General features: G+C 71.2%; 24 protein-coding genes. 7 read left to right on the forward strand and 17 right to left on the reverse strand.

All coding sequences use genetic code 11. The features are described 5' to 3' along the window. The first annotated feature begins 2 nt into the window (after positions 1 to 2). On the forward strand, positions 3 to 860 hold the full coding sequence (locus BLA60_RS10510; RefSeq protein ID WP_075132640.1) for a MaoC/PaaZ C-terminal domain-containing protein: 858 nt from the start codon (positions 3 to 5) through the stop codon (positions 858 to 860). On the opposite strand, the gene BLA60_RS10515 is transcribed toward BLA60_RS10510, so the two are convergent. Beyond that, positions 853 to 1,890 carry a dihydrofolate reductase family protein gene (locus BLA60_RS10515; protein WP_075132641.1) on the reverse strand — a complete coding sequence of 346 codons (1,038 nt, stop codon included), beginning with the start codon at positions 1,888 to 1,890 and terminating at the stop codon, positions 853 to 855. The genes BLA60_RS10510 and BLA60_RS10515 overlap by 8 nt on opposite strands. A gap of 33 nt (positions 1,891 to 1,923) precedes the next feature. Here BLA60_RS10515 and BLA60_RS10520 point away from each other — a divergent pair, with 33 nt between their 5' ends. Next, positions 1,924 to 2,397 (forward strand): cupin domain-containing protein, encoded by a 474-nt coding sequence (locus BLA60_RS10520; protein WP_075132642.1) that lies wholly within the window; start codon positions 1,924 to 1,926, stop codon positions 2,395 to 2,397. Positions 2,398 to 2,449: 52 nt separating this feature from the next. Here the strand turns inward: BLA60_RS10520 and BLA60_RS10525 are convergent, their stop codons facing one another. The 6 genes from BLA60_RS10525 to BLA60_RS10550 form a co-directional block, all read right to left on the reverse strand. Continuing rightward, positions 2,450 to 3,205, reverse strand: coding sequence for a sugar isomerase domain-containing protein (locus BLA60_RS10525; protein WP_211288678.1), 756 nt, complete (start codon positions 3,203 to 3,205; stop codon positions 2,450 to 2,452). Further along, the gene (locus BLA60_RS10530) at positions 3,202 to 3,840 is read right to left on the reverse strand and encodes a TetR/AcrR family transcriptional regulator (RefSeq protein WP_075132643.1); all 639 of its coding nucleotides are present in this window, start codon (positions 3,838 to 3,840) and stop codon (positions 3,202 to 3,204) included. Before BLA60_RS10530 ends, BLA60_RS10525 begins: the two co-directional genes overlap by 4 nt. Positions 3,841 to 3,907: 67 nt before the next feature. Beyond that, positions 3,908 to 5,260 (reverse strand): acetyl-CoA carboxylase biotin carboxylase subunit, encoded by a 1,353-nt coding sequence (gene accC, locus BLA60_RS10535; protein WP_075132644.1) that lies wholly within the window; start codon positions 5,258 to 5,260, stop codon positions 3,908 to 3,910. 10 nt (positions 5,261 to 5,270) lie between these two features. After that, positions 5,271 to 5,801, reverse strand: coding sequence for an acetyl-CoA carboxylase biotin carboxyl carrier protein (locus BLA60_RS10540; RefSeq protein WP_075132645.1), 531 nt, complete (start codon positions 5,799 to 5,801; stop codon positions 5,271 to 5,273). Between the two features lie 4 nt (positions 5,802 to 5,805). Beyond that, complete coding sequence (gene accD, locus BLA60_RS10545; protein WP_075132646.1) at positions 5,806 to 7,500, reverse strand: acetyl-CoA carboxylase, carboxyltransferase subunit beta; 1,695 nt, start codon at positions 7,498 to 7,500, stop codon at positions 5,806 to 5,808. Between the two features lie 95 nt (positions 7,501 to 7,595). Beyond that, a complete protein-coding gene (locus BLA60_RS10550) occupies positions 7,596 to 8,030 on the reverse strand; it encodes a MarR family winged helix-turn-helix transcriptional regulator (RefSeq protein ID WP_211288679.1) in 435 nt (144 codons plus the stop codon). Positions 8,031 to 8,098: 68 nt separating this feature from the next. Here BLA60_RS10550 and BLA60_RS10555 point away from each other — a divergent pair, with 68 nt between their 5' ends. Beyond that, on the forward strand, positions 8,099 to 9,505 hold the full coding sequence (locus BLA60_RS10555; RefSeq protein ID WP_211288680.1) for an MFS transporter: 1,407 nt from the start codon (positions 8,099 to 8,101) through the stop codon (positions 9,503 to 9,505). Here the strand turns inward: BLA60_RS10555 and BLA60_RS10560 are convergent, their stop codons facing one another. The 4 genes from BLA60_RS10560 to BLA60_RS10575 form a co-directional block, all read right to left on the reverse strand. After that, positions 9,506 to 11,290 carry a glycosyltransferase family 39 protein gene (locus BLA60_RS10560; protein ID WP_075132649.1) on the reverse strand — a complete coding sequence of 595 codons (1,785 nt, stop codon included), beginning with the start codon at positions 11,288 to 11,290 and terminating at the stop codon, positions 9,506 to 9,508. It lies immediately after the preceding gene. Next, positions 11,287 to 12,519 carry a bifunctional glycosyltransferase family 2/GtrA family protein gene (locus BLA60_RS10565; RefSeq protein WP_075132650.1) on the reverse strand — a complete coding sequence of 411 codons (1,233 nt, stop codon included), beginning with the start codon at positions 12,517 to 12,519 and terminating at the stop codon, positions 11,287 to 11,289. Before BLA60_RS10565 ends, BLA60_RS10560 begins: the two co-directional genes overlap by 4 nt. A 123-nt stretch (positions 12,520 to 12,642) precedes the next feature. Next, a complete protein-coding gene (locus BLA60_RS10570; RefSeq protein WP_075132651.1) occupies positions 12,643 to 14,100 on the reverse strand; it encodes a sensor histidine kinase in 1,458 nt (485 codons plus the stop codon). After that, complete coding sequence (locus BLA60_RS10575; protein WP_211288681.1) at positions 14,078 to 14,794, reverse strand: response regulator transcription factor; 717 nt, start codon at positions 14,792 to 14,794, stop codon at positions 14,078 to 14,080. The genes BLA60_RS10570 and BLA60_RS10575 overlap by 23 nt, the downstream gene beginning before the upstream one ends. A 134-nt stretch (positions 14,795 to 14,928) precedes the next feature. Here BLA60_RS10575 and BLA60_RS10580 point away from each other — a divergent pair, with 134 nt between their 5' ends. After that, the gene (locus BLA60_RS10580; RefSeq protein WP_075132653.1) at positions 14,929 to 15,435 is read left to right on the forward strand and encodes a hypothetical protein; all 507 of its coding nucleotides are present in this window, start codon (positions 14,929 to 14,931) and stop codon (positions 15,433 to 15,435) included. A gap of 5 nt (positions 15,436 to 15,440) precedes the next feature. Here BLA60_RS10580 and BLA60_RS10585 read toward each other — a convergent pair whose 3' ends face one another. The 4 genes from BLA60_RS10585 to BLA60_RS10600 all read right to left on the reverse strand — a co-directional run bounded on the left by BLA60_RS10585 (position 15,441) and on the right by BLA60_RS10600 (position 18,642). Further along, complete coding sequence (locus tag BLA60_RS10585) at positions 15,441 to 16,520, reverse strand: lytic transglycosylase domain-containing protein (protein WP_154814267.1); 1,080 nt, start codon at positions 16,518 to 16,520, stop codon at positions 15,441 to 15,443. Between the two features lie 141 nt (positions 16,521 to 16,661). Next, positions 16,662 to 17,384 carry a hypothetical protein gene (locus BLA60_RS10590; protein ID WP_075132655.1) on the reverse strand — a complete coding sequence of 241 codons (723 nt, stop codon included), beginning with the start codon at positions 17,382 to 17,384 and terminating at the stop codon, positions 16,662 to 16,664. After that, the gene (locus BLA60_RS10595) at positions 17,381 to 18,256 is read right to left on the reverse strand and encodes an ATP-binding cassette domain-containing protein (RefSeq protein ID WP_075132656.1); all 876 of its coding nucleotides are present in this window, start codon (positions 18,254 to 18,256) and stop codon (positions 17,381 to 17,383) included. Before BLA60_RS10595 ends, BLA60_RS10590 begins: the two co-directional genes overlap by 4 nt. A gap of 2 nt (positions 18,257 to 18,258) precedes the next feature. After that, positions 18,259 to 18,642 (reverse strand): GntR family transcriptional regulator, encoded by a 384-nt coding sequence (locus BLA60_RS10600; protein WP_245811928.1) that lies wholly within the window; start codon positions 18,640 to 18,642, stop codon positions 18,259 to 18,261. A gap of 145 nt (positions 18,643 to 18,787) precedes the next feature. Between BLA60_RS10600 and BLA60_RS10605 the strand changes: the two genes are divergently transcribed. Next, on the forward strand, positions 18,788 to 19,663 hold the full coding sequence (locus BLA60_RS10605) for a sugar phosphate isomerase/epimerase family protein (protein WP_075132657.1): 876 nt from the start codon (positions 18,788 to 18,790) through the stop codon (positions 19,661 to 19,663). Positions 19,664 to 19,703: 40 nt separating this feature from the next. Continuing rightward, the gene (locus BLA60_RS10610; RefSeq protein WP_075132658.1) at positions 19,704 to 21,110 is read left to right on the forward strand and encodes a M28 family metallopeptidase; all 1,407 of its coding nucleotides are present in this window, start codon (positions 19,704 to 19,706) and stop codon (positions 21,108 to 21,110) included. A gap of 117 nt (positions 21,111 to 21,227) precedes the next feature. On the opposite strand, the gene BLA60_RS10615 is transcribed toward BLA60_RS10610, so the two are convergent. Beyond that, a complete protein-coding gene (locus BLA60_RS10615) occupies positions 21,228 to 22,673 on the reverse strand; it encodes an Nramp family divalent metal transporter (RefSeq protein WP_245811929.1) in 1,446 nt (481 codons plus the stop codon). Between the two features lie 198 nt (positions 22,674 to 22,871). Between BLA60_RS10615 and BLA60_RS10620 the strand changes: the two genes are divergently transcribed. After that, positions 22,872 to 23,693 carry a helix-turn-helix transcriptional regulator gene (locus BLA60_RS10620; RefSeq protein WP_075132967.1) on the forward strand — a complete coding sequence of 274 codons (822 nt, stop codon included), beginning with the start codon at positions 22,872 to 22,874 and terminating at the stop codon, positions 23,691 to 23,693. Here the strand turns inward: BLA60_RS10620 and BLA60_RS10625 are convergent. After that, positions 23,683 to 24,069 carry a MerR family transcriptional regulator gene (locus tag BLA60_RS10625; protein WP_075132660.1) on the reverse strand — a complete coding sequence of 129 codons (387 nt, stop codon included), beginning with the start codon at positions 24,067 to 24,069 and terminating at the stop codon, positions 23,683 to 23,685. The two genes, BLA60_RS10620 and BLA60_RS10625, sit on opposite strands and share 11 nt — an antisense overlap. Positions 24,070 to 24,124 lie beyond the last annotated feature (55 nt).

Consider the following 24,124-nt stretch of genomic DNA (forward strand, 5'->3'; position numbering starts at 1 on the left):
TCTTGCCCATCGATCCGACTGTCGCCATCGGCGCCGATCTCGGCGAGACGGCGTTCGCCTGGACCAGTTCCGACGTGTTGCTCTACCACCTGGCGCTGGGTGCCGGTGGGAACCCGACCGATCCGCGTGAGCTGCGGTACGTGCTGGAGGACCGGCTGGCGGTGCTGCCGACGTTCGGGGTGGTGGCGCCGGGGATCCGGACGTTCACCCCGCCGGCGGTGCGTTTCCCCGGCATCGAGGTCGACCTGCGCAAGGTCCTGCACGGCACCCAGTCGATCACCGTGCACGGCCCGATCCCCGCCGAGGGCACGGCGGTGGCCCGCTCGCGCATCGCCGACGTGCTGGACAAGGGCACGGCGGCGGTGATCGTCCAGGAGACGGCGGTCAGCTCGGCCGGTAGTCCACTGTGGACGGCATCGTCGCGGATCTTCGTGCGTGACGAGGGCGGTTTCGGTGGTCACCGGGGCCCGGCGACGGTGTCGATGGTGCCCGACCGGGAGCCGGACGAGGTGGTGGAGGTGGCGACGCTGCCACAGCAGGCGCTGCTCTACCGCCTGTGCGGTGACCGCAACCCGCTGCACGCCGACCCGGAGTTCGCCGCGCTGGCGGGGTTCCCGCGTCCGATCCTGCACGGCCTGTGCACCTACGGCATGGTCTGCAAGTCCGTGGTGGACACCCAACTGGGCGGTGATCCGGCGCGGGTGTCGGGTGTGGCGACCCGGTTCGCCGGTGTCTGCTTCCCCGGGGAGACCCTGCGGGTGCGGGTGTGGACCGAGGCGGACCGTCTGATCGCCACCGCGACCGCGCCCGAGCGCGACGACGCCCCGGTCCTGGCGGACACGGTCCTGACGCTCACGTGAGGGCGTCGTTGACCTGACGGACGGCGTCGCCGAGGTCGGGGCGTTCGGTGACGGTCACCCCGGCCTCGGTGAGCAGTTCGGCGCCCTGGCCGTCGACGAAGGTCGGCGGTTCGCGCAGGGCGAAGACCACGCGCGGGATGCCGGCGTCCAGGATGAGCTGGGTGCAGGTGCGCGGGCGGGACGCGCGCCGGCTGCACGGTTCCAGTGAGCTGTAGAGGGTGGCGGTGGCCAGGCGCGGGTCGGCGGGGTCGAGCTTGGCGAGGGCGGCCTCCTCGGCGTGCACCCGGTCGTCGGTCTCCCGCGAGTAGCCGGTGGTGATCACCTCGCCCCGCGCGTCCACCACGACCGCCCCCACGGCGAACGCGGTCGACGAGGGCGGGCAGTTCCTGGACAGTTCCACGGCGGCCGTCAGCCAATGTCTGTCCACTTCGGACTGACTGAGCAGGTACCGGTGCAGCACCACGTTGCCGATGGCCCGTACCTGCGCCAGCGTCGCCGGCCGGGCGGGCGTCCACGGAAACCGCCCATCCCGGACGAACCGGGGCGCATCGGAATCCCCGACGAAGAACGGCGCGACGACCAGGTGGAGTTCGTCCGCGAGATCACGGGTGAGGAATTCGGTGTGCACGGTGGAGCCGCCCTCCACCATCAGTCGAGCCACCCCCCGCCGGGCCAGATCCGCGAGCGCCTCGTCCAGGTCGCCGTACACCAACTTCAGCCCGTCGCCGACAGTGAAGAAGGCCGCCTCCGGATCGAGATCACCCGAACGGGTGAGCGTGACCTTGATCGGATCCGCTGGTAGACCGGCCGCGACCCGCCGGGCGCGCCGCCGCTGCGACCGGATGACCAGTCGAGGATTGTCCCGGCGGATGGTGTTGGCGCCGACGAGGATCGCGTCGCACCCGGCCCGGACCTCGTCGACCCGGTCCCAGTCGTCGGCGTTGGACAGCACGAGTCGCTCGTCGGTAGCGTCGTCGAGGTAGCCATCGATCGACATCGCGGCGCTGAGCAGCACAAAGGGACGGTTCATGGTGACACCATCGTCCCAGACGAGAGGAGCGGCATGACCTACGTGGGGGACACCGGCGAGATCAACGCCACCTACCGGCCGGCGGACGAGGTGGAGATCCTCAACAGGCCGACCGTCCGCAACGCCTTCGTGGCCACCGGGGACGTCACGAACGGCGAGTTCGGGATGTTCCAGTACGACATGGCGCCGCAGGCCGGGGGCCCGGCCGCGCACTTCCACCGGACGTTCTCCGAGTCGTTCTTCATCCTGGAGGGGAAGGTCCGGCTGTTCAACGGGGACAAGTGGGTCGTCGCCAGCAAGGGAGATTTCCTGTACGTCCCCCAGGGCGGTATCCACGCGTTCTCGAACAGTTTCGACGAGCCGTCGTCGATGTTGATCCTGTTCGCGCCGGCGCCCCCTCGGGAGAAGTACTTCCGGGCCATGGCGGAGATCGCCGCCTCCGGGCGGCAGATGACCGCCGAGGAGCGTACGGAGTTCCTCGCCAGTCACGACCAGTACATGGTGTGAGTGGAGGTGGGTACTTCGCGGGCAGCCCCGCGAAGCGCCCACCTGTTCCCGATCAACTGGCCGTACGCCGAAGCCGCCCCTCGTAGTGGGCCTCCAGGGCGAGATTCCGCTCGTGTCCCCCTGGCACGTTGTTGGACACGTACACCGGCGGTGAATATCCGGAGTCGAGCAGCAACCGGACGGTGTCGGCCACCACCATCTGCACCAGCAGCCCGGCGGTCAGCGACGACACCGCCCCGGCCGAGGACCCGTCCGGCAACGACACCAACGTGTCCCCGAACGGCGCCCCGTTGTCCAGCGTCACGTCCGCCAGGTCCGACAACCGCTTCCCCGAGGAGTGCCGGGGGGTCACCTGGTTCGAGTGCTGCACCGAGGTGATCGCCACCAGCCGGTGGCCACCGGCCTTCACGATGTGCGCCATCTCGACCACCGACGGGTTCACCCCGGAGCTGGAGGCGATGACGAACAGGTCCTGCGGCGAAGCGCCGGCCAGCTCGTACAACCGCCCGGCCACGTCGCCCCGGCGCTCCAGCATCGGGTCGGCCAGGACCGACGGGTCCTCGCCGCCGAACTGGACCAGGTCGGTCAGCGCGATCCGGTTCGTCGGGATCAGCCCGCCGGCCCGGCCGGCGACTTCCAGCGCGGTTCCCTGGGAATGTCCGGTACCGAAGGCGTGGATGACCCCGTCCGCCCGGACGCACTCGGCGAACAGCTCAGCCGCCGCCCGCACTCCGTCCCCGGACGATTCGGCGACCTGCTCCAGCCGGCGTAACAACTCGGCGGCGCTGCTCTGTGCGGAGATGCTCACGGGGCCGTCACCGCCGCCGACGCGACCCGCACGATCTCGGCGATCACGTCGTCGAGGGATTCCTGCCCACCGCAGATCGACCAGTGGTGCACCAACTCGTTCACCGATCCGATCAACGCGACCACCGCCAGATGGAACGAGCGTGGCCTGGCCTCGCCCCGGGCGACTGCCCGGTTCGCTTCCGACTCGAGGAACTCCGCCCAGCGTTCCCGCCAGGCGATCCGGTGCTTCTCCACCGCGTTGCTGACACCGATGATCTCCACGTACGACAGCCGCGCCCACCGGGGGTCGCTGGCGGTGGTGGTGACGAACGCCCGCACCGCCAGCTCGAACCGCTGGCACAGCGGGGCGTCGTCCCCTGTGGACAGTGCGTTGAGCACCGCCTGGAACGCCTGCTCGATGATCCGGTCGTGCAGCGCCATCAGCAGGTCCTCACGGCTGCCGAACTCCTCGTAGAAGTTCCGCGTGGACACACCGGCGTGCGTGCACAGCTTCTCGATCGACGCCGCCGCGTACCCCGCGGTGCCGAACAGCTCCAGACCGGCGTCGAGCAGGCGCTCCCGGCGCTCTGCTCGTCGGTCGGCCGCCGAGCGCCCCGCGTACGTGCGGCGCGCGACGGTGCCGTTTCCCGCCATTCTCCAACCCCCAATCGGTACCGATCGATTCAGGGTAATGGCAGTCCGACCGGGGGGACAACGAAGGTCAGTGGCCTTCCAACAGGCGGGCAACCAACGACGTGTCGTGTTTGCCCTCGGCGAAGTCCGGGTGCGCGAGGACGCGGTCGAGGAATTCCCGGGTGGTGTGCACCCCGGGCCCGGCGACGGCGAACTCGGCCAGCGCCCGGCGCATCCTGGCGATCGCGCCCGCCCGGTCCGGCGCCCAGGTGATCACCTTCGCCAGCAGCGAGTCGTAGTTCGCCGGGACCCTGTAGCCGGTGTAGCCGTGGGTGTCGACCCGCACGAACGGGCCGCCGGGCGGGGTGAACTCGGTCAGCGTGCCCGGCGCCGGCGCGAAGTTCCTGGCCGGGTCCTCGACGTTGACCCGGCACTCGATGGCCGCGCCGCGACCGACCACGTCCTGCTGGCGCAGGCGCAGCCGCTCGCCGGCGGCCACCCGCAGCTGCTCGGCGATCAGGTCCACACCGGTCACCATCTCGGTCACCGGGTGCTCGACCTGGATCCGGCAGTTGACCTCCATGAAGTAGAAGTCGTTCTCCGTGTCCACCAGGAATTCGAACGTGCCGGCGCCGACGTAGCCGGTGGCCAGCGCGCCGCGCACGGCCGCCGCGCCCATCCGCTCGGTCAGTTCGGCCGGCAGGCCGGGCGCGGGGGTCTCCTCGACCAGTTTCTGGTGCCGGCGCTGCACCGAGCAGTCCCGTTCGCCCAGGTGGATGGCGTTGCCGTGGGTGTCGGCGAGCACCTGGATCTCCACGTGCCGCGCCGAGGGCAGGTACCGCTCGACGTAGACCCTGGCGTCGCCGAACAGCTGGAGCGCGGTGGCCCTGGTCGTCTGGTAGGCCCTGGTGAACTCGGCCGCGTCGTCCACGATGGACATTCCGCGACCGCCGCCGCCGGCGGCCGCCTTGATGATCACCGGGTAGCCGATCCCGTCGGCCAGGCGCTTGGCCGACTCGGCGTCGGCCAGCGGCTCGACACTGCCGGGCAGCAGCGGCAGCCCGGCCTCGGTCATCGCCGCGCGGGCCGAGGTCTTGTCCCCGAGCCGGGCCATGACCGGCGGCGGCGGGCCGATGAAGGTGATCCCCTCGGCGTGGCAGACCTCGGCGAAGTCGGCGTCCTCGGACAGGAAGCCGTAGCCGGGGTGGATGGCGTCGGCGCCGGTGATCCGGGCGGCCTCGATGACCGCGGCGGCGTTGAGGTAGCTCTGCCGGGGCGGAGCGGGGCCGATCCGCACGGACTCGTCGGCCAGGCGCACGACCGCCGACTCGGTGTCCTCGGTGGAGTGGACGGCGACCGTGCGGACGCCGAGTTCGCGGCAGGCCCGCAGCACGCGCACCGCGATCTCACCCCGGTTGGCGATCAGGATCTTGTCGAACATCGGGCACCCTTCAGGCTGCGAGCTCGGATTCGTCGGTGGCCGCGTCGCTGGCGAGGCGGAACAGCGGCTGGCCGTACTCGACGCCCTCACCGTCGGCGACCAGGACCTCCGCGACGCGTCCGCCGCGTTCGGCCTCCACCGGCAGCATCAGCTTCATCGCCTCGATGATCGCGACCTGCTGGCCGGGGGAGACCTCGTCGCCCTCGGCCACGAACGGCGGCGCGCCGGGCGCGGGTGACCGGTAGAACGTGCCGACGGTGGCGGCGTTGAGCGTGGGGCCGGCGGGCTGGGTCGGGGTGGGCGGTGGCGCCGCCACCAGGGGCACGACGGTGCCCTCGGAGGCGGCGGCCGGTGCCTGCCAGGCCATCTCGACGGCGACGTCACCCACGCGCACGTTGAGCGTGCTCGGCGGCTGGGGTGAGCTGGCGAGCAGTTCGGCGGCGGCGCCGCGCACGGCGGCGAGCACCTCGTCGACCGTCTGCCCGGCCGCGTTCTCGGTGGTGTTCTCCGACGTGACGGCGCGGGGAAGTCGGTGGGTCATCGTCCTACCTTCCGGTGTGGTGCGGTGCGCCGAAGGCGCGGAACCTGGCCCGGCGCCCGGCGATCAGCTCGGCCCGGGTGAGCGGCAGCAGCGCGCGCAGGCTCGCCAGCAGCTCGGTGCGCAGGTGGTGGCCGGCGGCGACGTGGTCGGCCTGGGTGCCGCCGGGCGGCTCGGGCACGATCCGGTCGACGATGCCCAGCGCACGCAGTTCGGGCGCGGTCAGCCGCAGGGCCTTGGCGGCCCGTGGCGCGGCGGCCGGGTCGTTCCACAGGATCGCCGCGCAGCCCTCCGGGCTGATCACCGAGTACACGGCGTTCGCGCAGATCAGTACGTGGTTGCCGACGCCGAGGGCGAGTGCGCCGCCGCTGCCGCCCTCGCCGGTGACCACGCTGATCACCGGCACGCCCAGCCCGGCCATCAGCCGGATGTTCTCGGCGATCGCGATGGCCTGGCCGTGCTGCTCGGCCTCCTTGCCCGGGTACGCGCCGGGGGTGTCGATCAGCGACACGACCGGCAGGCCGAGCTTGTCGGCCAGGCGCATCAGCCGGGCGGACTTGCGGTAGCCGGCGGGGGTCGGCATGCCGAAGTTGTGGGCGGCGAGTTCGGCGGCGGTGTGGCCCTTCTGGTGGCCGAGCACCACGACCGGCACGCCGGCCAGCCGCCCGAGGCCGCCGATGATCGCCGGGTCCTGCGCGCCGAGCCGGTCGCCGCGCAGTTCCTCGAAGTCGTCGAGCAGCAGGCCGAGGTAGTCGGCGGTGGTGGGCCGGTTGAGGTCGCGGGCGGCCTGCACGACCTGCCACGGGTCGCGGTCGCCGGCCGGCTCGTCCGGTCGCGCCGGCGGCGGCGCCGGCTCGTCGACGGTGACCGGCCCGGACGTCGGGGAGCCGATGGCCAGCAGCCTGGCCAGGGTGGCGCGCAGTTCCTGGCGCGGGCGGATCAGGTCGATCAACCCGTTGGCCAGCAGGAACTCCGCGGTCTGGAAGTCCGGGGGCAGGGTCTGCTTGATGGTCTGCTCGATGACCCGCCGGCCGGCGAACCCGAGCCGCGCGCCCGGCTCGGCGATGATCACGTCGGTGAGGGTGGCGAAGGACGCGGCCACGCCGCCGAAGGTCGGGTCGGTGACCAGGGTGATGGTCAGCAGGCCGGCCTCGTCGAGTTGGCCGAGCATGGCGCTGGTCTTGGCCATCTGCATCAGGGCGACCGCGCCCTCCTGCATCCTGGCCCCGCCGGAGGCGGTGACGATCAGCAGCGGGACGTGTCGTTCCAGCGCGGTCTCGCCGGCCTGGGTGATCAGCTCACCGACGGTGCCGCCGAGGCTGCCGCCGAGGAAGTCGAAGTCCATGACGGCCACCACCAGCGGGTGGCCCTCGATGCTGCCGCTGGCGCAGACGACGGCCTCGTCCAGGCCGGTGCGCCGGCGGGAGTCGGCCAGGCGCTGGGGGTAGGGCTTGGAGTCGGTGAACTCCAGCGGGTCGGCGGAGTGCGCTGGCAGGTCCAGGATCGTGACGGTGCCGGGGTCGAGCAGGTGGGTGATGCGCTGGTGGGCGTCGACCCGGCCGTGGTGGCCGCAGTCGGGGCACACCCGCAGGCTTCTGCTCAACCGCTTGTCGTAGACCAGGGAACGGCACTGGCGGCAGCTCACCCACTCGACCTGTCCGGCCGTGGTGGTGGTCCTGGCCGCGTTGGCGGCGGCGGTCACGGTGCATCCTCGGGGTTGGGCATGGTCCGAGGCTCACTCGCGGGACTCCAGGGAAACTCAAGGGCGGGTCGAGTTCCCAGGTGGGGTGCGCCTTGTCAGTGTCGTTGGCCGCGCAGCCCCTCTGCCAGCGCTTCCAGGGCCGGCAGGGCGTCGCGCAGGGCGTCGCCGACCTCGGGTGGGAGTCCTTCGAGGATCTTGACGACGGTCTCGGTGCGTGCCTGGATGATGCGTTCGTGGGCCTGCCGGCCGGCGTCGGTCGCCTCCAGCCGGGCGGCGCGCTGGTCGGCGGGGTCGGGCAGTCGGCGCAGCAGGCCGCCGCTGTCGAGCTTGGACACGACGCGGGAGAGCATCGTGGGGTTGAGCCCCTCGATGTCGGTGAGTTCGGCCAGGCCGATCGGGCCGCGGTGGGCGACCAGGCCCAGGACCGAGGCCTGGGTGGGGGTGAGGTCCTCGCTGGCCGAGGACGCGTTGAACAGCCGCGCGAGGCGGCCGATGGCCCGTCGGAGCCGGGTCACTGCTTCGGCATCCACCACTGCCTCCCGTCGGATCGGTCACACACCGATTGCTTGCTTGTCGGCAAGCAACTTATTGTCGTTGCATGCGGATGCGAAGCGTAGGAGAGACGCCGAGCACCGCCTCCGACCAGGCCGACGGTGGCGATCCGCTACCGAGGCGTCACGTGGTGTTCGCCGTGGTCGCGATCGCCCTGTTCATGGCGTCGATGGACCAGACCATCGTCGCCACCGCGCTCAACGCGATCCAGACCGACCTGTCCGCCGAGCTGACCTGGAGCGGCTGGACGATCACCGTCTACTCACTCGGCCAGATCATCGCCATGCCGATGGCCGGCAAGCTCGGCGACCACTTCGGGCGCAAACGGGTGTTCCTGGTCGGCATCACGGTGTTCACCCTGGCCTCGCTGGCCTGCGGGTTCGCCAACAACATCTACCTGCTGGTGGTGCTGCGCGCGCTGCAGGCACTGGGCGGCGGCGCGTTCCTGCCGTCGGCGACCGGGATCGTCGCCGACCACTTCGGCCGGCACCGCGACCGGGCCGTCGGCATGTTCACCAGCATCTTTCCCATCGGGACGATCGTCGGCCCGATCCTGGGCGGGGTGCTGGTGACGTGGCTGGGCTGGCGGGCGATCTTCCTGGTCAACGTGCCCATCGGGGTGATCCTGTTCGTGCTGGCCGCCAAGCTGATCGCGGAGTCGCCCCGGCGGGAGGCCGGACGGATCGACTTCGGCGGGCTGGGGCTGCTGGCCGTGCTGATGCTCTCCACGATGTACGGGCTGACCAACCTGGACCTGGGGCTGGGCAGTCCCTGGTTCGTCGTGCCGGAGGTCGTGGCCGTGCTGTCGGCGGTGGTGTTCGTGCGGCACACGATGCGCCACCGGGCGCCGTTCATCCCGATCCGGTTCCTGCGGGGGCGGTCGTTCGCGGTGATGAACGTGCTGAACCTGTTGTTCGGTGGGGCGGCCATCGGGTTCGGGGCGCTGGTGCCGCTCTACGCCGAGCAGCGGTTCCACCTGGATCCGTTGGCGGCCGGCACACTGCTGACGGCCAGGGGCGCCGGGATGATCTGTGTCGCGGCACTGGCGGTGCTGGCGCTGCGGCGGGCCGGGCACCGCTTGCCGATGGCCGTGGGGTTGACGTTGATGGTGGTCGGGCTGGTGGCGATGGCGATGCCGCCGGCCGGGGTTTCGGGGTACATGTGGCTGGCCGTGTCCGCCGGGTTGACCGGGCTGGGAATGGGGTTGTCGGTGCCGGCCTCCAACAACGCCGGCCTGTCGTTGGCCCCGGATCAGTTGTCGTCGCTCGCGGGACTGCGGGGGATGTTCCGGCAGAGCGGGGCGATCATCGCCGTGTCGGTCACCACGGCCGTGTTGGCCAACAGCGCCAACCCGGCGATGACCCAGGCACATGCCTTCGTCGTGTTGGCGGCGTTGCTGTTGGCCTCCGTGCCACTGATCTTCACCATTCCCGATCACCGGGGGGCCTGGTAGTCAGCGGAGGTCGTAGACGGTGTGGTTGTTCACCTGGGTACCGGGGAAGTTGTCCGCCACCCAGGTCGCGATCTCCCCGCTGCGCATGCCGTCGACGTAGTAGCTGATCCGGCCGGTTTCCACGTAGCGCTGGAACTCCTCCAGGGTCGGGGACGGGTCGGAGCCGTTCCAGCCGCCGACCGCCAGGACCGGTCTACCGCTGGCCAGGGAGAGGTCGGCCGCTTCGGTGCCGTTGACGGTGGCCGCCGCCCACGTCGTGGTGGTGTCGCGGAGCAGGGCGGCTGTCTCGTCGTCGACGGTCGGGATGGTTTCCCCGGTGTTCGGGCCGGAGAAGGGGATGGAGCCGTGGTGCGCCTCGGTGGTGGTCGCGACGGCGAACAGCCCGGTGCCGGTCAGGGTGACGATCGTGGCCGCGACGGCGACCCACCTGGTGGTCACGCCCACCGCCAGGGCGGTGGCCACCGCGATGCCGCCGGCCAGGATCGTCCAGCGGAGCCAGGGCAGCCAGTCGTCGAACCGGGTCAGGAGGATGAAGGTCCAGACGGCGGTGGTGACGACCATCGCGGACAGCGTCAGCGCCGCCGGGCGGTGGGTGCGTCCACGCCACAGGGCCACGGCGCCGGTGCCGCACAGGGCGGCCACCGCCGGGGCCAGTGCCACGGAGTAGTACGGGTGGATGATGCCGGTCATCAGGCTGAAGACCAGCGCGGCCACCAGCAGCCAGCCGCCCCACAGCAGCAGGCTGGCGCGGGTGCGGTCGGTGCGGGGGGCGTGGCGGGTGAACCACAGACCGGCCAGCAGGGCGATGAGCGCGGCGGGGAGCAGCCACGAGATCTCGGTGCCGAAGGCCGGGCCGAACATCCGGCCCAGGCCCGCCTCGCCGCCGAAGCTGAGGTTGTTGCTGAGGGGGCCGCCACCACCGCCGGCGCCAGCGCCGCCGGCGCCGCCAGCGCCGCCGCCTCCGCCGCCGAAGATCCGACCGAGACCGTTGTAGCCGAGGGTGAGTTCCCAGAGGCTGTCGGTGGTCGAACCGGAGATGTACGGGCGGCTGTCCGAAGGCCACAGCTCGACCAGCGCGACATACCAGCCGGCCGAGACGACGGTGGCCCCGGCGGCGGTGGCCAGATGCCCGAGGCGGCGGGCCAGCGAGACCGGTGCGGCGGTCAGGTAGGCGAGGGCGAAGGCCGGGAGGACCAGGAACGCCTGGAGCATCTTCGTCAGGAACGCCAGGCCCACCAGGGCGCCGGCCAGCGCCAGCCAGCGCCACGACGCGTGCTCGACCGCCCGGGTGACGGCGTAGGCGGCGGCCACCAGCAGCAGGGTGAGCGCGGCGTCCGGCAGGTTGTAGCGGAACATCAGCGTCGCCACCGGGGTGAGGGCCAGGGCGGTGCCGGCCAACAAGGCAGCGACCGGGCCTGAGACGCGTTTCACCGTCAGGTACAGCAGTCCGACGGTGGCGATGCCGGCGAGGGCCTGGGGGAGCAGCACCGTCCAGCTGGAGAAGCCGAACAGTCTGGCGAACAGGCCCGAGAGCCACAGCGACGCCGGCGGCTTGTCGACGGTGATGGCGTTGCCGGCGTCCAGGGAGCCGAACAGCCACGCCTGCCAGCTCTGGGACGCGGCCTGGGTGGCGGCGGCGTAGTAGCTGTTCGCCCAGCCCGACACCGACAGGTTCCACAGGTACAGGGCGGCGGTCCCGGTCAGCAGCAGCCACACCGGCCAGCGGCGGTGCGTGGGCACCGACCCGGCGACGGGCGTCGCGGTGCGGGCGAGGGTCGCGGTCATCGGGTCTCGATCCGTCGGTCGGTGCGCCTCGGGTGGAAGACCCAGCCGCGCAGGAGCAGGAAACGCAGGACGGTGGCGGCGATGTTCGCGGCGACCAGCACCACCAACTCCACACCCCGGCCGGCGGAGGTGAAGCCGTGCAACACGGCCAGCGACCCACTGGTGAGACCCAGTCCCAGCACGAACACCAGCAGCCCTTCGAACTGGTGGCGGCCGGCGCCGGCCCACCCACGCACCCCGAACGTGAACCGCCGGTTGGCGGCGGTGTTCGCCACGGCCGTCGTGGCCAGGGCGACCAGGTTGGCGCCCTGGGCGCCCAACCCGCCACGCAACGCGGTGAACAGCAGCAGGTAGGCCAGGGTGCTGGCCACCCCGACAACGGCGAACCGCACCAGTTGGCGCACCAGGCTCGTCGGTGAGTCCGCGGCCCGGCCCACCTGGGCACGCAGCGCCGCCACCGGAACCCGCCCGGTGGCGAGGTCCCTGGTCAACCTGGCTATGCCACGCAGGTCGGCCAACGCGGTGGCCACCACGTCGACGGAACTGTCCGGGTCGTCGACCCAGTCGACGGGAACCTCGTGGATCCGCAGCCCCGAACGCTCGGCCAGCACCAGCAACTCGGTGTCGAAGAACCAGCCGGTGTCGGTGACGTGCGGCAGCAGCTGCTGGGCCACATCCGCACGGATGGCCTTGAAACCACACTGCGCGTCGGAGAAGCGGGTGGCCAGGGTGCTGTGCAACAGCAGGTTGTAGCCACGCGAGATCAGTTCCCGCTTCGCCCCGCGCACCACCCGTGCGCCCCGCGCCAACCGGCTGCCGATGGCCACATCGGAGTGTCCGGACAGCAGCGGCGCGATCAGCGGCGCCAACGCCGCGAGATCGGTGGACAGGTCGACGTCCATGTAGACGAGTACGGCGGCGTCGGAGTTCGACCACACCCGGTGCAGGGCGCGGCCACGTCCCTTCTCCACCAGGTGCACCACCTCGACCTCGGGCAGCAGCGAGGCCAACCGGCGGGCGACCACCAGTGTCGCATCTGTACTCGCGTTGTCGGCAACGGTGATCCGGAAACGGTACGGGAACCAGGAGGTGAGCGATTCGTGCAACCGGCTGACACACCGGTCGAGGTCACGTTCTTCGTTGTGCACCGGTACCACGACCTCCAGAACCGGTGACTCCCCAGCGGGCACGATGGGCTCCCGGCCTGCGCCGGGCAACGTGAGCGTCATACCCCCACGCTCGTGGTCGTGGCTTGGCGGCTCGTGTGTGCCAGCTGTGCGGAACCTGTGACTGTGGCCCATGGCCACGACCGGAGCCGGAGGCACCGGCGACGGCGGAAACACTTACGGCGTCTACCTGTGCGGTAGCCAGACCGTGAACTCGGTCCGGCCTGGTTCGCTGGTCACGTCGACCTCGCCGCCGTGCGCGCTGACCACGGCCGAGACGATCGCCAACCCCAGTCCGGTGCTGCCAGCGGCCCGGGACCGGGAGGAATCCCCTCTGGCGAACCGTTCGAACACCTCCGGCAGCAGTCCTTCCGGGATTCCCGGCCCGTCGTCGGTGACCGTCAACGCCACCTCACCGTCCGACAGCGACAGTCCGGTGGTGACGGTCGTCCCCGGCGGGGTGTGGGTCCGGGCGTTGGACAGCAGGTTCGCCAGCACCTGGTGCAACCGTGCCGTGTCCCCGGTCACCGTCACCGGATTCGCCGGCAGCGCCAACCGCCAGTGGTGTTCCGGACCGGCGACCCGGGTGTCGCTCACCGCGTCCAGCACCAGCCGCGACAGGTCCACCGTGGAGTTCTCCAGCGGCCGGCCAGAATCCAGGCGCGCCAACAACAGCAGGTCCTCGACCAGGGTCGTCATCCGCGCTGCCTGCGCCTCGACCCGGCCGATCGCGTGCGCGATCTCCGGTGACGCCTCACCGCCCCGGCGCACCAGTTCGGCGTAGCCACGCACGGCCGCCAGTGGGGTGCGCAGCTCGTGGCTGGCGTCGGCGACGAACTGCCGGACCCGGGTCTCGCTCTCGTGCCGGGCGGTGAGGGCGTTGTCGACGTGGCCGAGCATCCGGTTGAGCGCCAGCCCGACCCGGCCGATCTCGGTGTTCGGGTCGGCGTGCCGGACCCGTTCGGCGATGGCCACCTCGCCCCGGTCCAACGGCAGTTCGGCGACGCGGGTGGCGGTGCGGGCCACGTCCTGCAGTGGTTGCAGGGTGCGGCGCACGATCACGGCGCCGGCGCCGGCGGCGGCCAGCAGGCCGATCAGCGAGATGCCGCCGAGGATCAGTCCGGCGGAGACCATCGTGTCCTCCAGTTCGGACTGTGGCAGCCCGGTGACCACGATGCTGTCGTCGCGCGCGGCCACCGACACCAGCCGATACCGGCCCAACGTGCCGAGTTGGCGGTCGCGGGGCTGGCCGTCGACGGGGATGGCGGCGAGAGTGGCGGTCTGGGCGGCGGACAGGGGTTGGAGGTCGCCGGAGATCGTCTGGGTGTTCGCGATCCGGATGCGGCCCTCGGGGGTGAACATGGCGGTCACGGTCCCCGGGCTCTGCGCGCCGAGCAGTTCGCGTTGCTCGCGCGGCGGTGGCAGGCCGCGCATCGCGGTCACCGAGCGCTCGGCGCGCAGGCGCGCTTCGGCGAGCCGGCCGTCGAGCTGGTTGACCAGGAAGGCGTGCAGCGCGAGCAGGGTGACGGTCACGATGAGAACGCAGACCATCGCCAGCAGAATGATCTGTTCGGCGATCAGTCGCCGGCGCAGCGGCCAGGACTCCATGCCGCGCCGCGGCTCAGCGCGCTGCTTTGAGGACATAGCCGGCGCCCCGCATCGTGTGGATCATCGGCGGCCGTCCGGCATCGATCTTCTTGCGCAGGTAGGAGATGTACAGCTCGACGATGTTGGCCTGGCCGCCGAAGTCGTAGTTCCACACCCGGTCGAGGATCTGTGCCTTGCTCAGCACGCGCCGGGGGTTGCGCATCAGGAACCGCAGCAGTTCGAACTCGGTCGCGGTCAGTTCGATGGGTTCGCCGGCGCGGTGGACCTCGCGGCTGTCCTCGTCGAGGGTGAGGTCGCCGACGGTGAGGATGGCGCCGGCGGAGGCCTCGGTGATGCCGGTGCGCCGCATCAGCGCCCGCAGCCGCAGCGTGACCTCCTCGAGGCTGAACGGTTTGGTGACGTAGTCGTCGCCGCCGGCGGTGAGCCCGGCGATGCGGTCCTCGACGGCGTCGCGGGCGGTGAGGAACAGCACGGGCAGCGCGGGTGCGTCCGCGCGCAGCCGGCGCAGCACCTCCAGCCCGTCGATGTCGGGGAGCATGACGTCCAGCACGACGGCGTCGGGCCGGAACTCGCGGGCGGTGCGCACGGCGGTGGCGCCGTCGGGGGCGCTGCGCACCTCCCAGCCCTCCAGCCGCAGCGCCATCGACACGAGCTCGGCCAGCGTCGCCTCGTCGTCGACGACGAGTACCCGTACTGGCTGGCCGTCCGGGCGCCGTAGCTCGCTTTTCATGGCCCTCATCGTCGGGCCGGCTGGTATGGCGCGCCTGTGTGGGTGCTGTGGGTTGGCTGAGAGCCACGCGGGTCACAGCCGGGCCCCACGCGGCACACAGCCCGCGCACAGGTCCGTGCCGGAGGTTGGGTGCCATGAACACCGATGAGCAGTCCGTCACCCCGTCGCAGGAGGCCGCCTGGGGTGCGCCTCCGCCGCCGCCCGAGCAGCGTCGCCGCTGGTCCCCGCGCCGGATCGCCGTGACGGCGGTGGTCGCGGTGGCTATCGCGGCCGCCGGCGGCGTCGCCATCTGGGTCGCCGGCTCGGCCGCCACGGACGAGAACGGCATGGCCAGGGGCGGCGGCCCGCAGATGGTCGTCGGCGGCCCGATGAGCGAACTGGACCACGGCGAGTTCCAGAACGGCGAGATCACCGAGATCACCGACACCAGCCTCACCGCCCGCAGCGAGGACGGCTACGAACGCACCTACACGATCGACGACGACACCCAACTCGTCGGCGACCTGGACAAGGGCGACGACGTCATGATCATGGCGACGGTGGACGGCGACACGGCGACCGCCGCGTCGGTGGTGGAGAAGGGCGAGATGAACCGCCGCCCCGGTGACGGCGTCGGCCCGCCGCCCCAGAACCGCAACTGACCGGCTCAGCAGGGCCGATCGAGCCCCAGCAGGCCGCCGAGCCCACCGAGCAACCCGCACAGCAGCCCCTGACCGGGCTCCGGCTCCCCGACCGGGGGCGGCCCGGCGACCGGCGGTTCGGTGGCGGGCGGCCCGGGGGCCGGGGGTTGGGTGGCGGGCGGCTGGCTGACCGGCGGCTCGGTGGCCGGCGGTGTCGGGGCGGGTGGTTTCGGCGCCGGGGGCGGCGTGGTCACCGGCGGCTCCGGGCTGATCGCCGGCGGCGCGGGCGCGGCGAGCACCGTCGGGAGGTCGACGGTGACCGCGCCGGACTCGTAGGCGGCCTTCCACGACCGGACCAGCGACAGGTAGCTGGCGGAGTTGTTGTAGGACAGGATGGCCTGGTCCAGCCCGTCGGGCGTCGCCAGGTCACGTCCGCCGGCGCACAGGTAGCGGGCCGCCGCCAGCGACGCGTCGTGGACGTTGTGCGGGTCGGCCCGGCCGTCGAGGTTCCCGTCGGCACGCCAGCGCGCCCACGTGCCGGGGATGAACTGCATGGGCCCCACGGCCCGGTCCCACACGGGATCGCCGTCGAGTGTCCCGCCGTCGGTGTCGGCGATCCGGGCGAAGGGCCCCGTGCCGTCGAGCACCGGCCCGAGGATCGGCCGCTGGGTGGTTCCGTCCGCCCACACCTCCCCGTCCCGGGCGTGGCCGGACTCGACCTTCCCGACGGCGGCCAGCAACTCCATCCCCAGATGACAGCCCGGACTATCCACAGTGGTCTGCTGGGCGGCTCCCCGGTAGGCGGCCGCCAGGGCGGCCGGGATGCCCACCGTGCCGGTCCTCGCCTGGACGATCTGGCCTTCGGTCCGCCGCACGGCCGGCAGCACGGCCGGCCGCTCGGCGGTCGGTGGCGTGTTGCCGCCGGCCCCCCGCGTGTCGACCGGGATCCTCGGTTCGGCGGCCACCGGCACCGGTTGCGCCACAACGGAATCCGGTGCCGAGGACGCACCCGATGACGTGACCGTCGACGCGGCCACCAGCACCGCGCCGACCGCGAGGACCCCGCCAGCACCCGGCCGCCCCGCGACCCGTTTCCTGCGCGCCACCCGCCACCTCCACTGATGGACTCACCCCAGTAGAGCACCGCCCCCACCCCGCGAACCCCATCGCGGAGCCGACACTGCCCCTTGGGGAAAACGCCACCGCCCGAACGTGGACCGGGACAGGCAAACGGGCCGGCGGGGCCGCTACTCGGCGGAGGTCCTCATCGGCACCCCACGGACACCGCGCCGCAGCAGCCCGGCGCTCGCCACCAGGATCACCGCGCTGATCGCCAGGATCTCCCCGGGCCCGAGGTCGAGGTCGACCACCCAGTCACCAAGGAACGGCATCCCGGCGTTCCGGTTGCTGATCACACTGGGCAGTACGATCACGATCCCCACCGGAATGCTGAAGATCCCGTGGGCGGGCGACCGGAAGAACCCCAACCCGATCACCAACCCGGCGACCATCCACATGAGCAGACTCAACCAGAACGTCCCGAACACCTGCGGCAACGTGGCCGGGTCGAGTTCCGGCGCTCGGGAGCGCCAGTCGAAAACGGCGTAGAGCGACCGCAGCCCGAACTCCATCGCATATCCGGCGGTGATCAGGAACGCCGCCGCCCCCGACAGGATCCCCGCATGCGCCAACGCCTGCCCGGTGAACTCCCGCCGGGTCCGCCCGTGGGACAGGTGTATCCGCAGGTAGGTACTGACCGCGTCCAGGCCCAACCCGAACAGCAGCCACCGAGGCGCCTGTACCGACAGCAGATGCATGATGTTGTCGGTGTCCGCGTTCGTCCACACCAGAATCGACGTCACCACCAGCACCAGCAGCGTGAACATCGCCCACAGCAGCGCCAGGAACGTCAGGTGGGCGGAGAGCAGCACCCGCAGCAACGGCCAGCGCTTCGCGACGCGGGTGGTCATGACGGGTCTCCCGGCTCCGTGAGGTGGACGAACAGATCCTGCAACGCCAACGGCCCGAGATCGAGCCCGGCGGCACTGGCGCCGGCCCGCTGCTCGGCATCGAGATCGCCGTAGACCATCGCGGACTTGGTGCGCCCCAGGCGTTTCTCGCCCAGGACACGCAGGCCGTCGACGAACCGGTCGACGACCTCGGCGTCGCCGGTGACCGCGCAGCCCGAGGCCCGTAACGTCTCGGCCTCCTCGTGCAGGACGAGTTTGCCATCGTCGAGGATCAGCACTTCCTCGAACAGCGCGCTGACCTCCTCGATGAGGTGGGTGGACAGGATGATGGTGCGCGGCTGGGCCATCGCCTCGGCCAGGACCGCGTCGTAGAACTTGTACCGGGTCGGCGCGTCCAACCCCAGGTAGGACTCGTCGAACATGGTCAGTGGCGTGCGCGAGGCGAGACCGATGACGATGCCCAGCGCGGAGCGCCGGCCGTGCGAGAGTGACCCGACGGTCTTGTTCAGCGGCAGGGAGAACAGCTCCACCAGTTCGGCGGCGTAGTCGCTGTCCCAGCTGGTGCGCAGGATGGCGGCGAACTCCAGTACGTCGGCGACCTTGAGGCTGTTCTGGGTGGCGTCGCCGCTGCCCCGGACCAGGCACACCCGGCTGGTGACCTCGGCGTTGTCGAACACCGGCAGCCCGCCGATCCGCACCTGGCCGTCGGTGTGTTCGCGGTAGCCGGCGAGCACCGACAGCAGGCTGGTCTTGCCCGAGCCGTTGCGGCCGAGCAGGCCGTAGATCTTGCCCCCGGTGAGCGTGCAGCTCACCTCGTCGAGCGCGGTGACGTCGTGGTACCGCAAGGTCAGCTGGTCGACCTCGACGACCATACTCACGGTTGTTCCTCCCCTGTGGACAGTTCGGTGATCCGGTCGATGAGTTCGCCGGCCGGGATCCGCAGGGTCCTGGCCTGGGCGACCATCGGGTCGACCACGTCGGTGAAGAAGGTCTTGCGACGCCGCTCGCGCAGCGTCTCCGGCGCGTCCGGGCTGACGAACATCCCGACGCCCCGGCGTTTGTAGAGCAGGCCGTCGTCGACGAGCTGTTGGAACGCCTTGGCGACGGTCGCCGGGTTGATCCGGTGGAACGCGGCGTACTTGGTGGTCGACATGACCTGGTCGTCGGCGCCGAGTGCGCCGCGCAGCACGTCGGCCTCGATCTGCTCGGCGATCTGCCGGTAGATCGGACTCCGGTCGTCGAACATGTCGGTGTCCATCGGTTCGTTGGTTCGTTACTCCACTAATGAACCACAGGGGTCCGCCCGGAGTCAAGTCGAGGGCCGGGACTAGCAGGAAAGCGCTTTCTCAGGTAGTTTCCGAACCGTTGAAGGTCCCGACAGCTGAGGCGATGGAGCACACCTGATGGGCCAGACGAGACGGAGAATCCTGCAACTGCTCGGCGGCGCGACACTCGCGACGACCGCCGGCGCCGCCCTCCCCGGGACGGCCGCCGCGAGCCCCGAGGCCGAAGCCGGGGGCACGGGCCGAGGGGGAACCATCCCCGACCGGGGCATCGGCATGCACCTCTACACCGTGCGCGACATCTTGGCGGCCGACCCGCTCGGCACGCTCACCGCACTGCGCGACATCGGCTACCAGTGCGTCGGGGTCAGCGCCTTCCCGCGTCCGGCCGCCGAGATCAGGGACCTGTGCGCCCAGGCCAGGCTCAAGCCGGTCATCCTGCACGTCGGCCACGGCGACATCGTCGGCAACTGGGAGAACAAGCTCGCCGAGGCGAAAACGATCGGTGTGCGCTGGCTCGTGCTCTCCTCGTTCCCGTCGAGCATGTACACCGTGGAGGGCATGCGGCTGGGCGCCCAGCAGCTCACCGAGGCCGGCCGGGCCGCCGCCGAACTCGGCATGGGCGTGCTGCACCACAACCACGACACCGAGTTCCGCGTGCTGGAGGGCCGCTCGCTCTACGAGATCCTGCTGCACGAGACCGACCCGCGCTGTGTGGACTTCGAACTGGACATCGGCTGGGCCGACCGGGTCGGCGCCGACAGCCGCTGGCTGTTCGAGGACCACCCCAACCGCTTCCCCGTGCTGCACGTCAAGGACCACAACGGGTCCGGCGGCTGGGCCGACGTCGGCCACGGCGTGGTCGACTTCCCCCGGATCTTCGAGAAGGCGAAGGTCGGCGGAGTGAAGTACTGGCTGGTGGAGCGGGACGACCAGCCGGCCCCGCTGGACACCGCGGCCAACAGCTTCCAGTACCTGGACAACGTCCGGTACTGAAGGTCTGTACCACGCCGGAACGCCGGTGTAGGCAGGAAGGATGACCCAGACTCCCTCACGTCGAACCTTCCTCACCGCCACCGTGGCGGCCGGCGGTGTGTCCCTGGCCGGGGTTGCCGGGACCGCCGCCGGCCAGGGCCACGAGCCCGGCCGCCCGCCGCTGGCGCAACGGCCGAGCCGGGAACTGGAACAGATCCTCCGCGAGATCGACCAGCGGCGCATCGAGGCGTCCGTGCGCACCCTGGTGTCCTTCGGCACCCGACACACACTGTCCGCACAGGACGATCCGGAACGCGGCATCGGCGCGGCCCGCGACTGGCTGCTGGCCGAGTTCACCCGCTACGCCGCCGACTCCGGCGGCCGGCTGACCGCCGAGCTCCAGACCTACGTCCAGGAACCCGACGGCGACCGGATCCCGGTCGCCACCCCGATCACCAACGTGGTCGCCACCCTGCGCGGAGCCACGTCGCCGCAACGGGTCTACGTCGTGTCGGGGCACTACGACTCGCGGGTCACCGACGTGCTCAACGCCACCGACGACGCCCCCGGCGCCAACGACGACGCCTCCGGGGTGGCCGTCGTGCTGGAACTGGCCAGGGTGCTGTCCCGCCGCGAGCCCGAGGCGACGATCGTGTTCGCCGCCGTCGCCGGTGAGGAGCAGGGGCTCTACGGCGCGCGGCACATGGCGTCGGTGTTCGCGCAGGACGAGGTGGACGTCCAGGCCATGTTCACCAACGACATCGTCGGCTCCAGCCGCGCCGACGACGGCACCCGCGACCCGTACACCGTGCGGCTGTTCGCCGAGGGTGTGCCGACCGCCGAGACCCCGGCGGAGGCGGCGATCCGCCGTTCGGTCGGCGGCGAGAACGACTCCCCGCCCCGGCAGCTGGCCCGGTTCGTCCGCGAGGTGGCCGACAACCGGGCGACCGGCATGAACGTGCGGGTGATCTACCGCCGCGACCGCTACCTGCGCGGCGGTGACCACATCGGCTTCCTGGAGCAGGGTTACCCGGCCGCGCGGTTCACCGAGCCCAACGAGGACTACGCCCACCAGCACCAGGACGTGCGGGTCGAGGACGGCAAGCAGTACGGCGACCTGATCGAGTTCTGCGACTTCGGCTACATGGCCAGGGTGGCGAAGGTGAACGCCGCCGCGCTGTGGAGCCTGGCGACCGCGCCGGGCACCCCGAAGGGCGTGCGGGTGCGCACCGACAACCTGACCAACGACACGGTTCTGGTGTGGGAGCGGGGATCCGAGCCGGACCTGGCCGGCTACGAGGTCGTCACCCGGGAGACCACCGCACCGGAGTGGACGGACGTGACCGACGTCGGCGACGTGACCACGGTGACCGTTGACCTGTCCAAGGACAACGTGTTCTTCGGCGTGCGGGCGGTCGACCGGGCCGGCCGGTGCGGTCCGGTCGCCTACCCGACGCCGTTACGCTGACTCCGTGGCGGCCGGGCGCGGTCGCTGGACCTCGCGCAGGACCAGGATCGCGAGCGGTCCCACAACCCACCGGTAACCACGGCCGCCGGACAGTGCCGCCGGCGGCCGTGGCGGGAACTAGAACTGGACCAGCGCCTCGCCGACGATGAACTCGTAGGCGAAGTTCACGAAGAAGAACCCGAAGAAGCCCACGTTGAGCACCAGGATCACGTAGTGCCATGGCCGGGGGCGGGCCGGGCGCGGCAGCCTGGAGTTCAGGTAGATCAACACGAACGGGAACATCAGCGCGCCGAAGTTCGACATGTTCGCCGAGATCTGCACCAGTTCGGTGGGCAGGGCCAGGTGCAGGGCCGCGCCGATGACCACGATCAGCACCAGCATGTACGGGTAGTAGAACCGGCGCGGGTCACCCTCGATGCGCCGGCGCAGCCTGGGGCTGACCGCGTGCATCGAGTCGGTGAAGTTGCGCACCAGCGCCTCGAAGATCCCCAGCTGGGTGGAGAACAGCACCAGCACGCCGACCACGAGCATCAGGTAGAACATGCCGACGCCGTACTGGGCGCCGAGGTGCTCGGCGGTGAACGTCGGCACGTTGGCCGTGGTCGGGGTCTGGCCGCTGGTCTGTACGACGTGGGACATGAGGATCGTCGGCAGCAGCATGCCGATCATGGCGCCGCCGAAGAACACCAGCCACAGGTCGATCATCAGCAGCTTGTACCAGCGCTTCCAGCGCGACCGGTTGACCGCGGTGTCCGGGAACGTCACGCCGACCGAACGGATCTCGGTCTTCTCGCCGCGCAGGCCGGACAGGTAGCCGACGCGGTAGCCCATGCCGTAGCCCTTGTCGCGGTAGTGGTTCATCGCGTACCAGTTCAGCCCGGAGGCGAGCGCGGTGAACCCGGCGAGCCCGCCGAGTTGGGTGGCGGTGATGCCCGGCGGCGGCGCGGCCGGGGTGACCAGCCCGCGCACGCCCTCCCACCACAGCGACCACGGCACCAGCGCCAGGCAGATCACCACCAGCACGCCCAGCAGGACCGAGAGCATCACCCAGTTCGCCAGCTCCAGCGCGCGGGACACCTTGCGGGCCAACGCGGTGATCGCGAAGACGACCAGCAGCAGCCCGATCGCGAGCAGCCGCACCCACTCGATCTCGTCCTCCTCGTGCAGCCGCCCGGTGATCAGCGCGAACAGCCCCTGGCCGGCGCCGGCGGCCCAGCCGCCGAAGATGAAGGCGAAGTAGAAGGCGATGAGGGAGAACGGGACCCAGAGTTTCCAGCCGGGCGGCACCCGGCCGAAACCGACGATCGGCACCTCGCCGGTCGCCATCACGTAACGCGAGCACTCGACGTTGTAGAACGTTTGCAGCAGGGCGGAGATGGTGATCACCCAGCCGACGCCGACGAAGCCGAACTCGCCGACGGCGCTGGGTCCGAGCAGCCACTCGCCGCTGCCGATGGAGATGCCGAGCGCGATCAGGCTCGGGCCGATGACGAACTGGATGATCTGGCGGGGGCCCAGGCGCCGCACCTTGAAGACTTCCTCGGGTTCCGGCAGATCGGCCATTCCCAGTGGTGGGCGGCTGACGCCCAGGGGATATTCGGTGGGATTTTCCGAAACGGTGGGTCCATTGACATCGTTGGCCATGGCGACCTCCTGTGTTTCTGGAATACTGCATACCCTTCCGGTTCGTCAATCTTGTTCGTCAGGCGAACACCCGGCCCGCGTTCACGCTGGTCAGCGCACTGCCGCATGCTGGTGGCCATGGACGACGGCCGACGGGGACAGACCGCCAGCGAGCACGGCGTGCTGGGCGCGCCGGACGCGGGCTACCGGCTCGACCGGCTCCCGGCGAGCGCGGACCTGGCCGGTCTGGTCGAGCGGCACTGGCTGGTGAGCTGGGACCTGCCGCCGGGGCGGCGTGACACGGTCACCCTGCTGCCGCACCCGTGCGTGAACCTGGTGCACGTCGACGGCCGGGTCGCGGTCGCGGGGGTGGGCCGGGAGCGGTTCGGCTACCCGCTGTCCGGGCGGGGCCGGGTGTTCGGCGTGAAGTTCCGGCCGGGCGGGTTCCACCCCTTCCTCGGGCGCCCGGTGGCCGACCTGACCGAGCGGACCGTGCCGCTGTGGTGGCCGGGAGCCGACCGGCTGGCCGCCGCGCTGGGCGGCGCCGGGGACCTGGGGGAGCTGGCCGGGGTGGCCGAGCAGTACCTGCGGGAGCGTCGGCCGGCCGCCGATCCGGTCGTCGAGCGGGTCGGCGCGATCGTGCACACGATGCTCCACGACCGCACGATCACCACGGTGGAGCAGGTCACCGACCGGTTCGGTGTGCGGGCGCGCACCTTGCAGCGGATGTTCCGCCGCTACGTCGGTGTGAGCCCGAAGTGGGTGCTCGGCCGCTACCGGCTGCACGAGGCCGCCGCCCGGATCGCGGCCGGACCGGGCGGCACCTGGGCCGAGGTCGCGGTGGAACTGGGCTACTTCGACCAGCCGCACTTCATCCGCGACTTCACCCGGGCCGTCGGCCAGACCCCGAGCGCCTACGCCGAGTCCTGCCGCGCCGGGACGGCCGCCGTCAGCGCCTAGCCGTCGCCTGGCCGACCCGCAGGCTCGCGCGGTGGCGCCGGTTGGTGGCCATCAACGCGTCGAGGGCGTCGCGGGTGTGGATGAGGTCGTCGATGTGCTCGGAGAGCCGGTCGCGTTCCCTGGCCATGCGCTCCAGCGCGGAGTCGGAGTTCTCCTCGCTCGGCGAGTCGACGCAAGGCAGCAGTTCGGCGATGGTGCGGCTGGACAGGCCGGCGGCGTAGAGGCGCTGGATGAACCGGACCCGCTCGACCTCCACGGCGGTGTAGTGCCGTTGGCCGCTGGCACTGCGGGTGCTGGTGAGCAGGCCCTGCTCCTCGTAGTAACGCAGGGACCGGGCGCTGACCCCGGTGGCGCCCGCCAGTTCGCCGATGCGCACGCCGACCTCCTCGCTGTGGCCTGGGACACACAACCTTGCCGCTGACGTCAATGTC

Source organism: Actinophytocola xinjiangensis (assembly GCF_001921215.1).
Classification (GTDB): domain Bacteria; phylum Actinomycetota; class Actinomycetes; order Mycobacteriales; family Pseudonocardiaceae; genus Actinophytocola; species Actinophytocola xinjiangensis.